This window comes from Francisella salina (assembly GCF_000219045.1).
GTDB classification, from domain to species: Bacteria; Pseudomonadota; Gammaproteobacteria; order Francisellales; family Francisellaceae; genus Francisella; species Francisella salimarina.
Window position 1 is genome coordinate 1728797 of the sequence record NC_015696.1, and the last position, 15996, is coordinate 1744792.

Consider the following 15996-nt stretch of genomic DNA (forward strand, 5'->3'; position numbering starts at 1 on the left):
TAAATTAATATATAGTTTATTTATATTTATGAGATAACACAAAATGATTAATATTTTTTTAAGACATGAAAATATAAAAGGACTTTCCTTTGTTGAATTAATTATTGCCATGACTATTATATGTTCAAGTATACTAGCTTTTGAATTTGCATTATATAAAACTTTTGATACCGTAAACTCTATAAATAAAAATAAAAATTTAACGAATCTTATTAACAATAGATTTCATGAATTTATTATAACTGGAAGTTTAGATACTACTCCTACAAATAATATTGATATTCAAATATCAGGAAGTACCTGGATATTTCAAAGTAAAAATGATCCTAATTTAAAAATGAGTTTAAATATTTAAATGATTTATTCAAAAAAACATAAAGGAATATCACTAATAGAAGTTCTTCTTACTATTACAATTATGATGTTTGTATCAACATTAATTATACAAAGTCTTTATCAAATGCATACAGGCTATAAATCCTCTATAGAAAAATTTAATACATTTAATAGAAATATTGAAGCAAGAGCTATTTTTCAAAACTTAATAAATAATTCTTATATTAGTGGTAATATGATTTGTTCATTTTTAATAAAAAAAAATGTATCCGTAGATCAAACCCTAGAAATTAACCCCTTTGATTACCCCCTAATTTATGCACAACAAGCTCCATTAATTAGTGATAAAGATTATCCTACTAATGTACAAATTGGAACAGACATCTTAGTCCTTCAAACGATTGACTCACCACAGACTCTAACATCTCCTGTATCTAGGGGTGATCAAAGTATCTTAAGATTAGTTGATGATAATACCTCTAGTGTTGAAAATGGTACATTTATGATGTTAACAGATGGACAAGAAGAAACACTATTAAGTGCTAGTGAAACTGCTACTGATAATGATAGCCTCATTCACTTATCTAAAAAGATAGATCATAGTTTTCCATCTGGCTCGGTATTATATACAGATTATAGTTTCAAAATCATATACATTCGAGATACTGGTCAAAAAGAATATGCATTATATGAGATATTTTATACAGGAAACAATAAAGTTAGCGAACAAATACTACTTAAAGGTGTTTCTGATCTACAGATAAGTTATAACTTGAATAACACGTGGCAAAGAGTTGCTCCAGAACAAAATGCAAATGATCAATATAAAAGATTGTGGAATAGAGAAGTAAAAGGAATAAAAATAAACTATTTATTAGATGGCAAAGAACAAGAAGCCATAATCTCTTTTAACGAAGTTGGTGGACCATTTTAAAATGAGACGTAATATTAAACTAGCGAAATCACAACAAGGGGTAGCTTTAATAGCAGCTATAAGCATAGCAACTATTATGTTAGTTGTAAGCTATACACTATTTAATATTTCATATTCAAACTCAGTATTAAGCAAGAATCAAACAGAAAAAATCCATAAAATGTCTTCTATGCAAGAAGCATTTACCAACAGTATAGCAAATAGTTCTTTTGATTATTCAGAAAATCTAATACTTCCTGAAATTGCAGAATATAGAGATATAGAAAGTGGTAAATATTTTTATGAAACTACAAATAGTGACTTAAATGAAGCCAGCTTACAAGTAAAACCTTTTATTTTAGCAGGTGATGGATATACGACAAGAGCGTTAGACTACTATATAAAACTAACTATAAATAATTACGAGAAAAACGTAAATATTAGAGTAATTAGTAACAAATATATAAGCCAAGATAATGTTATAGACCGATCTTCAATTTCACTAAATATTCCAGCTGTAGATTATCATGCTCTATCACAAATACAGCTTAATTCAAATGATACTCTTACTAATGCAGATGTTGGGTACATAGGAGATTTATCTATTAACAATGATAATGAACTTACTTTTACAAATACTGATGGATCAAAACATTACCTTAATTTACCATCAAATTTCACTGGCATATTTAATTTATCACAAGGATGGTTGTTAAATAACGGAGTTTGGGAAGTATCAATTGGAGTATATAATATAAACTCTTCCCAAGGTTGTATTATAAAATCTTCTTTAGACGATTTTATTGCTGATATATCTGCTTTAGAATGTGTACCTATTGAGGAAGATACTGACATAGATTATGAAGGAGCTAGATATCCAAACCCAGCAGGGTTACCTATTTGTGTTGAAAATGATAGGTACCGTCAAGGAGATATATGCCAAGAAGATGGAATTTTGTTTATAGCTAATAAAAATAATGCGCGAGCGCTACCTTTTCAAAGAAGTAATGATTGGAGAGTGTATTATCCTGACTCTGATTGGATAGCACCATATACGCAAGGTGCTAGATATAGTGATGGTGATTTAGTAGCATACGATAGTATTGTTTTTAGGAGTACACAAAACAATCAGAATAGAAATCCTTTTAGAGATAATGACTGGCGTGTTAATGGTATTTACGCATGGAATGAGCAAGTTAGATACTTATCAGGTGATATTGTGACCTTTAATGGAGATTTCTATCAAGCAAAACGTACTAATAAAGGTAATTCAGATTCTCCAACAGATACTAGAGATTGGACAAATATTGGTAGTACACTAGAACAAAGTAATATAAATCAGTTACCTCAACAGGCTCAGGCTAATGTCTCGGCAGGAACAACAGTCAATGACTATCAGCCAATTAATATAGTGTTCCCATATAGAGATGAAAGTCCTAGTCAGGCACAGCTAAATTGTGAAGGTGAATATCCGCCAATAAATACTAATACATTTAGCCAATGTATTGATGGTCAAGTATATAATACAGGTGATACTTGCTATGAAAATAATATGTTATTCACAGCACAGTATTATACGACTGATTCACCGTTTAATAGACCTAATGCATGGAGATTAGATATTCCAACACAAGCTGATACGGGTCTAGATTGGGTTGTACCATATGGTAATAATGTAATGTATGCAGATAATGTTACCAAAGTTATTTATGATGGTAGGAGATTTACTAATAGTTATTGGATTAATGAAGGTACAACACCATATGAAAATGATTCTTGGATAGTCGATGGTATTTATGGGTGGCACGAAGATATTCAATATAGAGTAAATGAGGTTGTAATTAGAGATGGCAACTTCTATAGAGCTAATGGTTGGAGTAAGAATAGTGATCCTTTAACTAACAGTACAAATTTTTGGGATGATTGGGAAAATCTTGGATCAACTTATAATAACCAGACTGCTGAAGAAGCTTTAAATTCTTGTGGTGCTTCTAACATCAATAATGTGGTTGTACAGTTTAATTTGGGGGATAATCTTTTTAGAGATAGAAATGGTAATGGTGATTATTTAACAACAGATATGCAAAATTTACCGAATGGTTTTGGACTCTATGGCGATAGTAATCCTACGACTGTTAGTTATACGTTATCAGGTAGTCTTTTTGATGCTGCTAGCTTAATATATGTTACAGATGAGAATGGTTGGGTTGCTTTATATAATCCAGATGCTCAAGGAGAGACATTAGTTCGTGACTGGGGTGATAAGAATGCAACTATTTTTATAAATACTGATTATGGCAACATTCCTTCAGGAGATTATGATTTAACTATAGATTTAGAATATTCTCTTAACGGACAAACTTACCAAGGATCTAGCTCATATAGTATAACAATATAGTAATAGATGATTACTGGAATTATAATTTGAATATTGTGTTATAATAAAGTGTATCTATTGTTAAATTAGAAAGGAAAATTAAAAATGAAAATTAAATATTTAACACTAGTTTCTATAGTGGTGGTATCTTGCTTGAGTTTTAGTAGTTTGTATGCAGCAACAAATAGCTACTATAGTAATACTGATAGAAATCAGAGTAAGAAAGTCGTTTTAGATGAGAATTATTTAAAGAATAAAGGAAAAACATCATCGATTAATAATGTTGATAATTCAACAGCCCCTCCACATATGTAAATTAGAAATATTTAATAGATTAAATATCATACACCTTTCTAACTACGCATATACAACTTCGTGAGCTACCAACTTTTTATACTACATCGAGCATAAACTTATCTGAATGCAAAGCAGCTGGTGGAATACTATATCAAGAGTATGGTAGTTTAAAATGTGGTACTCAAAGTGATTTAGATCAAGCAACTATCAATAATCAAAAATATATTGATGCTGTAGAATTAGTCAATAGTCCTAGTGGCTCTTGGGGAGGAGTATGAGGATCATCCCCAAGAAGATGTGATTGGGCATATATAAGCCTAACAGGTAATCCTGGAGATCGTTACGGTGGATTTGTAAGTGCAAGATGTCCTCATCCTAATGGTGTTCATGATACAACCTATATGTACTTAGAAAGATGTGATCCAACAAAAGGATTACATAATAATCATGCGCACTTGGTCTGTTCATGTAAATCAGGATATACTAGAAAATGGGTAGGATCTTATACGCATGCATGTATCAAATAAATATAATTTTCCAAAAACATCTAAATTACTATTTATTTTCTATCTATAAGAATTTGTTATAGAGCTTATAACCATATACTATTTGACTAGACTTTTTCATTTACATACAATCACTTATAGACCTTAATTTTATTTTAAACATAGGATTTGGTTTAATTTAGAGAATATAAGAAAAATCTTGTATTAATAGTTAACTTTATAGTAAGGAAATCACCATGCTAAAAAAAATTGTAACGGCATTAGGAATGTCAGGTATGCTATTAGCAACCAGTAGTGCTATTGCTGATGACAAAAGTACAGAAGTGGCTACGCCTCAAAGTGTAGATTTATCTCCACTACGCAATTTGAATAAACTCGATAGTCCAATGGGAAAAAATTACAACTATCATCAGTCTTTTAAAAAGCTAGATACAGAACAGCTTAAGAAAGATATGCAAAATCTATTAACCCAATCTCAAGACTGGTGGCCAGCTGATTTTGGTAATTATGGGCCATTTTTTATTAGACTATCTTGGCATGATGCGGGTACTTACAGAGTAGTAGATGGTCGTGGTGGTGCTAATCGTGGTCAGCAAAGATTTTCTCCTCTAAATAGCTGGCCTGATAATGTTAACCTTGATAAAGCAAGACAGCTTTTATGGCCAATCAAGCAGAAATATGGTGATGCTGTATCATGGTCAGATCTAATTGTTCTAGCTGGTACAGTTTCTCTAGAATCTATGGGTATGCAGCCGATTGGTTTTGCCTTTGGTAGAGAAGATGATTGGCAAGGTGATGATACAAACTGGGGGGTATCTCCTGAAGAGCTAATGTCTAGCAATGTCAAAAATGGCAAACTTGCTCCAGCTTATGCTGCTACGCAAATGGGTCTGATATATGTAAACCCAGAGGGGCCAGATGGTAAACCGGATATCAAAGGTGCTGCTAGCGATATTCGTCAAGCATTTGGTGGTATGGGCATGACAGATAAAGAAACTGTAGCTCTTATTGCTGGTGGACATTCATTCGGTAAAACTCATGGTGCAGTTCCTGAAAAAGATATCAAAAAGGATATTGGTCCTGCTCCAGATAAATCTCCTATTGAACAGCAAGGTCTTGGCTGGCATAACAGTTATGGTACAGGTAATGGTGATGACACCATGGGTAGTGGTCTTGAAGGTTCTTGGACTTCTACACCGACTTTCTGGAACCATGACTTCCTACATAACTTGTATAATCTAAATTGGGAAAAAACTCATAGTCCTGCTGGAGCTCACCAATGGACTCCTACAGATGCTAAGCCAGAAAATATGGTTCCTGATGCTCATAAGCCAGGAGTAAAACATAAGCCTATTATGTTTACAACAGACTTAGCACTAAAAGAAGATCCAATATTTAATAAATATGCTGAAGAATTCTATAAGAATCCTGAAGAATTCAAAGAGGAGTTTGCTAAGGCGTGGTTTAAACTGACTCATAGAGATATGGGTCCAAAATCTAGATATATAGGTCCTTGGATTCCTGAACAAAACTTTATATGGCAAGATCCTGTACCAGTTGCTGACTACAAGCAAGTATCAGCTCAAGATATCGCTCAACTTAAGCAAGATATCATAAACTCTGGATTAACTAATCAACAACTTATAAGAACTGCTTGGGATTCAGCTTCTACTTATCGTAAAACCGACTATAGAGGTGGATCAAATGGTGCAAGAATTGCTTTAGCTCCTGAAAAAGATTGGCAAATGAATGAACCTGCTAAACTTGAAGTTGTTCTTGCTAAGCTTAAAGAGATTCAAACCAACTTTAACAATAGCAAAACTGATGGCACTAAAGTATCATTAGCTGACTTAATAGTACTAGGTGGTAATGTAGGTGTTGAACAAGCAGCTAAAAAGGCTGGCTATAGTATAGAGATACCATTTGTACCAGGTAGAACAGATGCTACCCAAGCTCAAACTGACATTGCTTCTTTCAACTATCTAAAAACAAAAGCTGATGGCTTTGTAAACTATAGTGACGGTAGTCTAGCATCTAATAAACTACCTCAGGCATTAGTTGAAAAAGCAAGTATGCTTAATTTAAATATCCCTGAAATGACGGTATTAGTTGGTGGTATGCGTGCACTAAATGTAAACTACGATGACTCTCAAGAAGGTGTATTTACCAAAACTCCAGGTCAGTTAAATAATAACTTCTTTGTAAACTTACTTGATATGTCTACAAAATGGGAAAAATCTGACACAAACAATGGTGAGTATATCGGTATAGATAGAAAAACTGGTGCACAAAAGTGGACTGCTTCTTCTGTAGATCTAATCTTTGGTTCAAATTCTGAACTTAAAGCTGTGGCTCAAGTTTATGCTGAAAATGGTAATGAGCAAAAGTTTGTAAACGACTTTGCGAAAGCTTGGCATAAAGTTATGATGCTTGGCAGGTTTGATGTTCAAGAATAATTATTCTTAATCTCTTTATCTTTCTTACTACTAAAATATTGCATATCTAATCATTTACTCTAATATTTAATATATAATCACAAATTATATTCGAGTATATATGGCATTAAATCTTTATCATGAAAATGATTATCTAAGACAAAATAACGATATTGCTAAGAAAGAAAACTTTTCACCTTTTCGTAGAGATTATGCACGGGTTGTTCATTCTTCATCATTTAGAAGACTTCAAGCAAAAACACAAATTTTCCCTAGTTTTGAAAATGACTTTTTTAGAAATAGGCTTACTCACTCTCTAGAGGTAGCGCAAATAGCCAAATCTATAGCCGTTAAACTTAACGCAGAACATGGACTAAATTTAGATTATGATCTAATTGAAACAGCAGCACTCTGTCATGATATTGGCCACCCTCCTTTTGGTCATAACGGTGAGGTTGCTTTAAATAAAAAAATGCGTAATTTTGGCGGCTTTGAAAGTAATGCTCAAACGCTACGACTAATATCACATACAGCCAAAAAAGATATTGATCAAAAGCAAACTTTTGGTTTAAATCTAACATATAGAACTCTTGCAGCAACTATAAAATATGATCAGCTTATTCCACCAATTAGTGATCTAGGTAAGCTTACAAAAGGCTACTATAATGAAGAATCAAGACTAGTTGAAGATATTAAACAAAAACTCCTTGAGCCTTATGGTATAACAACTGTAGAAAACTTCAAAACTATAGAATGTTATATTATGGATGTAGCAGATGATATTGCTTATTCAACTTATGATATCGAAGATGCTCTTAAAGGCGGATTTATAGATCCACTATCTATGGCAAGTATTGATAATAAGCTTCTAGATAAAATCTATAATGCAATGCCTAACGATTTAGAGATAACCAAGGATGAAATCCAAACTATCCTCAAAGATATATTTTCAGATTATATTGATTTCAATGCAGATAGCACGGAGATATACAAGATATCAAAAAATATTGCTAATAATAGCTTGTTACGTACAAAACTAACCTCAAAACTAGTCAATAGTTGCATTCAAAATATTGAACTAGACTTAAACCTAGAAGTTCCTATTATTTCAAAGGTATATTTAAATAATAAAATTAGAAAACAAGTCGAAGTACTTAAAAAATATATTTTATTTAAAATAATAAAATCACCTAAACTTAATGTCTTAAGATATCGTGGTCGAGAGATAATTTCAGAGATTTTTGATATTTTGATTAGCTCAACTCCGGATGAAAGCCTACTACCAGATGATATTGGTGCTATATTCTATAACACCCATAGCTCTCATGGTAAAGCTAGAATAATAAGCGATTACATATCATCTATGACCGATAGATATATAATAGAACTATATAATCAATTCAAATCAGACCCTTCAGCAATGATTTTTAAGCCTTTCTCATAAACCAACTAGCCGTAGCAATCCCAAAAAATGATACAGCTCCAGCAAATACAACTAAATACACCGGTACTAAAAGGCTATTAGTTGTAGCTATAAGTGATATTGTCAAAGCAGGTATACCTGCAGAAAATATCAGATATCCCAAATTATAGGCAATACCATAACCACGACATCTATACTCTAATCTAAAAAAATTTGTAATAATCACATTGTATGTTGAAGCAAAAAATCCCATTATAATTGACAAAATAATAAAACATGCAAAAACATCAGTTCCGGCAATCATATTTTTATAGAAGATTGGGGTTACTGCTATACTTATCAAAATCAATAGCGCCATCATCTTAGACTTAGATACATAATCACTAATAAAACCACCTAACAAACAACTAACCGCCATAATTATAGAACCAGTTAGAAGTAAACTAGAAATATCATAATTTGACTCTACATACATTTGTTTATACGCAGGTAAAAACATATATAGCTGAGTAGTTAACATAGCAATACAAGCAACTAAGGCTATACCAACAATTACTTTCACAATAAACATAGAGTTTTCAGAGCGAGGTTTATCTAACATTTCAGTAACTTTAGGAATATCTACAATATTTTTTCTCAAGAAAAATAATATAAATGTAAAACAAGCACCTATAAAAAATCCAATCCGCCAACCGTAATTTTCTATAAAGCTTTGGCTAGTAAAATGATTTAATATAAACAGTACAAGTGATGTCATCATAATCCCAATACTCAAACAACAAAACACTATACTTGTCATAAAGCCTTGTCTTTGAGGGTAGTTCTCGACAATATATACTACTGATACTGGTATCTCAGCACCTACTGCTAATGATTGTACACAGCGTAATCCAACAAACGAAATAGTAGCTAAAACACCAATACTTTCTATCGTGGGTAAAAAAGCCAATGCTAGAGTCGCAAAAAATAGTAAGAACATATTAAGCCTCAAGACAAATGCTCTACCCTTCTTATCAGCGATATATCCAAATCCCCAAGCACCAATAGGACGCACAAGATATCCAACGATATAAACTAAAAAAACCAATAAAGTATTACTTATAGAACTACTTTTATCAAAAAACTTACTACCAATAGCTACAGCAAATACAGAATATATTGCAAAATCATAGAACTCAAAAGCAGCACCTAATGATGAAAATAGTAATCTATTATAGTTTTTCATTAATTTTCTAATATCTAAGTTTGAAGATTTTAGTATATATTAGTGAAATAATAACGATAATCAAATATTAATTAGCATAAGCAGTAGATAGCTCCATCAACTCTAAAGTTACACTATAACTGTCTAGATTAACTTCAGAATTTAATAATTGGCGAATTTTAGCTTTCAATTGTTGTGAGATTTCTTCTAAATGCTCAGGCTTTCTTCCTTTTAGAACTTTAATATGCACATGGATTACATCTAAGCTATCATCTCCTGCTACACTACTAAAACTGTACCTATAAACTCTACTTTTAAAGGTTTCTAATCTAGTTGGTAACTTCTCTACCAAAAATTGCTGCGCTAAATTTATTACCTTCTTTGCTAATTCTGTATCAAATTGTTGAGGTACTTCTAAGATTATATGCGGCATTTAAACTCCTTTTTTAATATACTGACCTAGTGGTGGCATCAAAAATACTGTTCTAGCTATATAGAATAATATTAGCGCAATCCATAAACCATAATTTTCATAGGGTTGTAATAAAAAAACAAAAGCAATATACACTCCTGCTGATAAAATCATCGCATTTCTCATTGCTACAGCCTTTAGGAGACCTACAAACACACCATCTATCCAAAAACTAAAACTTGCAAATAACGGCATAAGAAACGAAAAAATAATATATTTATTTATCTGGATCTTAACATCTACAATATCGGTAAAGATTGATATTATATAACCACTAAAAGAAAAATAAACCAAAGATAAAACCAGAGTTAGTATCATACTTTGCACAAATGTTTTGTAAATAGTTTCTCTCAATAGGCTAGTATTTTTATCAACGTACGCTTGAGCAACTAACGACTCAGTTGTATTAGCAAAAGCATCTAGAAACATCGCAAAAAACATACCTATTTCTACAAGTATAGTATTTGCTGCTAGAATAGTTTTTCCGTAATTCGAAGAAAATATATAAAAAGAATTAAATGCTAATAATAAACATAAAGAACGCACAAAAATATTTATATTAAGTTGAAGAAAAGGCATATAACTACGCAAATTTAAGAGCTTATAATCCACCAACTTTTTGATACTAAAACTACCTAATTTATAGAAATATCTAAATATTTTTGTACTCAGATAAATACTACAACTAGCAGAGGCTATAACTAAAGAAATCGCTACACCAACAACATTGTAATTTAAAATAACCACCAAGAGCGTGCTCAACCCTATTGCTACACTCATGTAGATAATAGAACTATAAAGTACTACTCTAGGATTTCCAACACCAATAAAGAAACCAATAAAAATATAATTTAGTAATGAAAAAAGCAAAATATAAATAGCAACATTATAAAAGTTTGCTAGTAACATTTTTATATCAAATGAAGTATTTACTATTTTTAATACAGCAATCAGAATCACACTTTTAAGACTAAAAACAATTATTGATATTAGTAATGCTATTAACACGGCCTTTATGACTATTTCTAGCATCTTTTCAAGATTATTTAATGACTGAGCTATCAACCCTGTCAAACTCATTCTAAAAAATGAAAACATGAAACAAATAACATTTATTATTGAAACTCCTAAGCCTATTGCAGCAAGATAATTGCTGTCACTGAGATGACCAATTAATGCAGTATTGACAATACCAACCATTGGTAAAACCAAATTAGATAATATAAGAGGTAAAGATAATAAAAATATTTTTTTGTGCATCTAAAGAATCAAAAATCTAATTATGAACAAAATTATAACATTTAAAAATATATAACAATTCCATTAGTTATACATATTTTAGCTATTAGTTTTTACAGCCAGCTATTAGTTTTTGATAATTAACAATTTATGACAATATGTTATATTGTGTCGCAATCAATAATACATAACCAGCTTTAAAGAAAAATTAATATTTATTTATGCAAATCATAATAAACATCAGGAAAAATATTTTTTCCTTGATTAGCTTTACTTGGTAAGCATAAAATTGAGGTGTAGGCAATACGCTTACAGTTATTAATACTTGTATAAGGAGAATTCCATTATGAAAAACAAACTTAAACTAACACCTACAATGATTTGTGCTTTGATGGGCATAGGCTCATTCTCAGTAGCAAATGCTACTGACGCTTGGTCAACATCTAAACTTTCGTCTTATGTGGCTGGATCTCAAGTAACTGATAGTGGCAAAACATATCAGTGTAAAGAATGGCCAGCTTCTGGTTGGTGTCAAATTGCTGCTTATCAGCCTAGTGGCACATATGGTTCTGACGCTTGGAATGTTATTAGTGACAACACTGACAACACTGACAACACTGACAACACTGACAACACTGACAACACTGACAACACTGACAACACTGATAACACTGACAACACTGACAACACTGACAACACTGATAACACTGATAACACTGATAACACTGATAACACTGACAACACTGACAACACTGATAATACTTCTAGTTCTTCTGATTGGAGCTCTACGCAAATATATACTAAAGGTGATTCTGTTACTTATAATGGTGAATCATATACAGCTAAATGGTGGACTCAAGGTGAAACTCCTAACAAAGATTCTAAATGGGGAGTTTGGGAATATAATGGTGAAGCAGCTCAAGGACAAGGAACTGTTTCTATAGTATTACCAGCTAAGCCTGACTTTGTAAGCACTAGTACTCTCGCAGATGTTCAAATTCTAAAAAATGGTACTAAAATAGCCGAATTAAATAATGCTCAGTGGGGGTCAACTACTAAACTTGATGTCACTGTCGGTGATAGCGCTAATCTTACTATTAGTGTAACTGCTCTTGATGGAGCTATCGGCTCAGCTTCTCCTGCATCATTTACTTTAGCTAAAGGTGCATCTCAAACAGTTTCTGTAGAATATACAAAATCTAGTACTACTGGTGAAGGATCTATTAGCATTAATCCTCAAGCTGATGTTAGTGGAAACCCTACTACTTCTTATACTCTTACAGATGCTAATGGTAATGTTGTTTCTTCTGGAAGTCTTGAAATTAATAAAGCTATTACATTAGATAATATACCTTCTTCTGAAGACGGTATCGTTTATACTCTTACTGTAGATAGCTTTATTAGTAATGGATATAGTTATACTCCTTCTGAAACATATTCAATAGGAGTATATAATTATAATACTTCAAATGCTGATGTTACATTCACTAAACAAGCTATACCTACAGAAAATGTTGCTATTACTGTTAGTGGATTACCTGATGGTAAATCAACTACTTTAACTCTATCTAATAGTAGTGGTGATACTAAAGAAGTTACTATAAATAGCAACTCTACAGTATCTGCTGAAATCCCTAAAGATAATACTCTATGGACTGTAGCTGTAGCATCTCTTACTGGATACAAAATATCTACATCTCCTTCTTCTTTTACTACAAATCAAGATAGTCAGAGTATTAGTGTAACTATAGCAGAGAACTCTTCTAATACAAATTGGCCAGATAGAGCCGTCGTAGGCTATGTTAGAGGTTATGATGCAGAATGGTATAGTCAACCTGAAACTACTAATGAAATGATTCAGGCGGCTATGACTCATGGATATAATGTAATTGTATATGCTTTTGCCGGTCAAGATTCTGATGGTACGGTAACTCTACCAAAATGGACTGATGAAATGAAATCAAGAATACCTGCTCAACTGAATATCATTCATAATAATGGAGGTATTGCCTTATTATCAATAGGTGGTGCAGAAAATTATTTTGATCCTGATATGAGTGGAGATAATGCTACCACAACTGGTCAAGCAATGGGTAAATTCTTAGCAGATAATGGTTATGATGGTCTTGATGTCGACGTAGAACATCCAAACGCTTCTACTTCAGAAGCAACAAACTTTATCAAATATCTTGATGCTGCTAGGACAGAATTCAAATCTATCACAGATAAAGATATGTATTTAGCTGCAGCACCTCAAGTCAATGGATGGTATGGAACAGGTCAATGGGCGAGTGGAAGTGCTAAATTTGCTGAAGCAATGTATACTCAAGACTTTATGAATGAAGCTAAGTTTAATGCTGTATTTATCCAAACATATAATCAGTATGGTGGAGCTAATTTTGGTGGATTAAAAGGTTTTGATGTTGGCTTCTTAAGTATGACTTTTGACCTATTAAGTCCTGAAACTCGTGCTGATATGACTGGTTTAACTGCTGATTCATTCTATGTTCCAGAAGGTACCAAGATAATTCTTGGCGTACCTGACTTTAGAGATCCTTCAGTATCAGATTCAGAGTATCAACAAGGATCTTGTTTAGCAGATGCTAAATGTTCTGGTGCGGGCTTATATGATCCTGTAGATATATCTAAAGATATAACAAATGGTGGTCTTGGCAATTATAGTCAATATGGTGGTCTAATGACATGGATCCTTAACTCAGATTCTTATCAAGGTTGGACTTGGGTTGATGGTGTAAAAGGCGTAGCCTACAATTAATCACTAATCAAATTCTTAAAAAGAAACTTTATCATTAGTTTCTTCATATCTAATTAATCATTTTGAATCTAATACTTTGATTTATATCTAAAATAATCTATATCTCATAGAAGTTAAATAGGTCTAAAGAATTATCGTTTTATTATTGTAAATAAAGATTCTATCATTAAGAACTAAACTCAAAGCTGTTGATAAAACATTTTTTTCAACATCATGTCCAGCATCTCGCATATCTTGCCATGAGTAATTATGATCAACTCTAATTATATCCTGAGCTATAATTGGCCCTTCATCTAAATCATCTGTGACAAAATGACTAGTTGCACCAATTATTTTCACCCCTCTTTCATAAGCCTGCTTGTAAGGATTAGCTCCAATAAATGCTGGTAAAAATGAATGATGAATATTAAGTAGCTTACCTTGAAACTGTTCAACAAAACTCGGAGATAATATTCTCATATACTTCGCAAGTACAATCACATCATAATCATAAGTTTTTACGATATCTTGGACTTTTTTCTCATGCTCTTCTCGAGAAATCCCCTCATGAGAAACATACTCAAATGGTATATCAAACTTCTCAACCAAATTCTTAAGATTATCATAGTTTGATATCACTGCGATAATATTCGCATCTAGTTTTCCTTCTGCGTGCTTTATTAGCAAATCTCCTAAGCAATGCATTTCTTTTGTGGCCAAGATAACTATATTTTTTTTAGAAGAATCTACTAATTTAATCTCTGAATTATTAGGTAAAGTACTCTCTAAATCAACCAACATTTGCTCAATGTTTACTTCTCCAGAAAACTCCGTACGCATAAAAAACTTATTATGCTGTTTATCAACGAACTCTGAGTTCCTCTCAACATTAAGATTATTCTCATAGATAATTTTTGAGACTTTATAAACCAAGCCTTTTTGATCATCCGTCTCAATCAATAATCGATACTTTTGCATTATATATTTTTAAAAGAAATTAATAATAACCATAAACTATAATACATAATTATTATTTTAGTTAGATTTTTAAATATTTTTTTGATTTATTTAGTTCCAAATATCTTATCCCCAGCATCCCCAAGACCTGGAATTATATATTTTTTCTCATTTAGATGACTATCTATAGATGCTGTGTATAACTCAACATCTGGATGAGCATTCGCTAATGCTTCTATACCTTCTGGCGCAGATACCAGAGTAATAATTTTGATATCTTTTGATCCCGCTTTTTTTAATAATGTAACAGTCTCAATCATAGACCCACCTGTCGCCAACATTGGATCTACTATTAGTGCCACTCTCTCATCAAGCTTATCACAAAGTTTAGCAAAATAAGCCACTGGTTTAGCAGTTTCTTCATCTCGATACATACCAACCATACTAACTTTTGCAGCGGGTACATGCTCAAACACTCCATCCATCATACCAAGTCCAGCACGAAGTATAGGTACAACAGTCAACTTTTTACCTTTAATTTGATCAACTTCAATATTTTCACCTTGCCAACCTAGAATTTGTGTTTTTTCAATTTCAAACCCTGCTGTGACTTCATAAGTTAATAAGCTAGTTATTTCCTTAGTTAATCTTCTAAACTCTTGTGTGCTAATCACCGATGCGCGCATAAGACCTAATTTATGTTTAACCATAGGATGTTTGACTTCGACGACTTTCATAACTTTCTCAAAGTAAAATAATTTGCTTAATTATATAGGTTATCAATATATAATACTCTACTTTTTAGAGATTTATATTCTCATTAACTTTATAATGTTAAGATATTATTTATTTTATTCCACTTATACTAATAAAAACTAATATCTAAATAGAATCATAGCATTTTAAAACTATCTATAGTCAACCCCATTATGTATATCCCAGCTATTAGTTTTTACTGTCAGCTGTTAGTTTTTGATAATTAATTATTTATGACAATATGTTATATTTTGTCTCAGTAAAAATTTAGCAGGATTTTTAAAGAAAAATTAATATTTATTTATGCAAATCATAATAAACATCAG

12 protein-coding genes are annotated in these 15996 nt (G+C 31.9%); 7 read left to right on the forward strand and 5 right to left on the reverse strand.

Translation table 11 applies throughout. The annotated features are described in order from the left end of the window. The first annotated feature begins 43 nt into the window (after positions 1 to 43). The 6 genes from F7308_RS08485 to dgt all read left to right on the forward strand — a co-directional run bounded on the left by F7308_RS08485 (position 44) and on the right by dgt (position 8308). On the forward strand, positions 44 to 355 hold the full coding sequence (locus F7308_RS08485) for a hypothetical protein (RefSeq protein WP_013923455.1): 312 nt from the start codon (positions 44 to 46) through the stop codon (positions 353 to 355). After that, positions 356 to 1270 carry a pilus assembly FimT family protein gene (locus F7308_RS08490; RefSeq protein ID WP_013923456.1) on the forward strand — a complete coding sequence of 305 codons (915 nt, stop codon included), beginning with the start codon at positions 356 to 358 and terminating at the stop codon, positions 1268 to 1270. Position 1271: 1 nt separating this feature from the next. Beyond that, complete coding sequence (locus tag F7308_RS08495) at positions 1272 to 3647, forward strand: hypothetical protein (protein WP_013923457.1); 2376 nt, start codon at positions 1272 to 1274, stop codon at positions 3645 to 3647. A gap of 84 nt (positions 3648 to 3731) precedes the next feature. Next, positions 3732 to 3941, forward strand: coding sequence for a hypothetical protein (locus tag F7308_RS08500; RefSeq protein ID WP_013923458.1), 210 nt, complete (start codon positions 3732 to 3734; stop codon positions 3939 to 3941). Positions 3942 to 4665: 724 nt separating this feature from the next. Continuing rightward, on the forward strand, positions 4666 to 6885 hold the full coding sequence (katG, locus tag F7308_RS08505) for a catalase/peroxidase HPI (RefSeq protein WP_013923459.1): 2220 nt from the start codon (positions 4666 to 4668) through the stop codon (positions 6883 to 6885). A 100-nt stretch (positions 6886 to 6985) separates the two neighbouring features. Next, positions 6986 to 8308, forward strand: coding sequence for a dGTP triphosphohydrolase (dgt, locus tag F7308_RS08510; RefSeq protein WP_013923460.1), 1323 nt, complete (start codon positions 6986 to 6988; stop codon positions 8306 to 8308). On the opposite strand, the gene F7308_RS08515 is transcribed toward dgt, so the two are convergent. The 3 genes from F7308_RS08515 to F7308_RS08525 all read right to left on the reverse strand — a co-directional run bounded on the left by F7308_RS08515 (position 8292) and on the right by F7308_RS08525 (position 11223). After that, a complete protein-coding gene (locus tag F7308_RS08515) occupies positions 8292 to 9512 on the reverse strand; it encodes an MFS transporter (protein ID WP_013923461.1) in 1221 nt (406 codons plus the stop codon). The two genes, dgt and F7308_RS08515, sit on opposite strands and share 17 nt — an antisense overlap. 67 nt (positions 9513 to 9579) lie before the next feature. Further along, positions 9580 to 9924, reverse strand: a complete 345-nt coding sequence (locus F7308_RS08520; RefSeq protein ID WP_013923462.1) for a tautomerase family protein — start codon at positions 9922 to 9924, stop codon at positions 9580 to 9582. Next, positions 9925 to 11223, reverse strand: a complete 1299-nt coding sequence (locus tag F7308_RS08525) for an MATE family efflux transporter (RefSeq protein WP_013923463.1) — start codon at positions 11221 to 11223, stop codon at positions 9925 to 9927. It abuts the gene before it with no gap. 325 nt (positions 11224 to 11548) lie between these two features. Between F7308_RS08525 and F7308_RS10430 the strand changes: the two genes are divergently transcribed. Then, positions 11549 to 13978, forward strand: coding sequence for a glycosyl hydrolase family 18 protein (locus F7308_RS10430; protein ID WP_013923464.1), 2430 nt, complete (start codon positions 11549 to 11551; stop codon positions 13976 to 13978). A 123-nt stretch (positions 13979 to 14101) separates the two neighbouring features. Here F7308_RS10430 and purU read toward each other — a convergent pair whose 3' ends face one another. Continuing rightward, the gene (gene purU, locus F7308_RS08535) at positions 14102 to 14935 is read right to left on the reverse strand and encodes a formyltetrahydrofolate deformylase (RefSeq protein WP_041263814.1); all 834 of its coding nucleotides are present in this window, start codon (positions 14933 to 14935) and stop codon (positions 14102 to 14104) included. 86 nt (positions 14936 to 15021) lie between these two features. Then, entirely contained in the window at positions 15022 to 15651 is a 630-nt protein-coding gene (upp, locus tag F7308_RS08540; protein WP_013923466.1) for a uracil phosphoribosyltransferase, read from the reverse strand. Between the last annotated feature and the right edge of the window lie 345 nt (positions 15652 to 15996).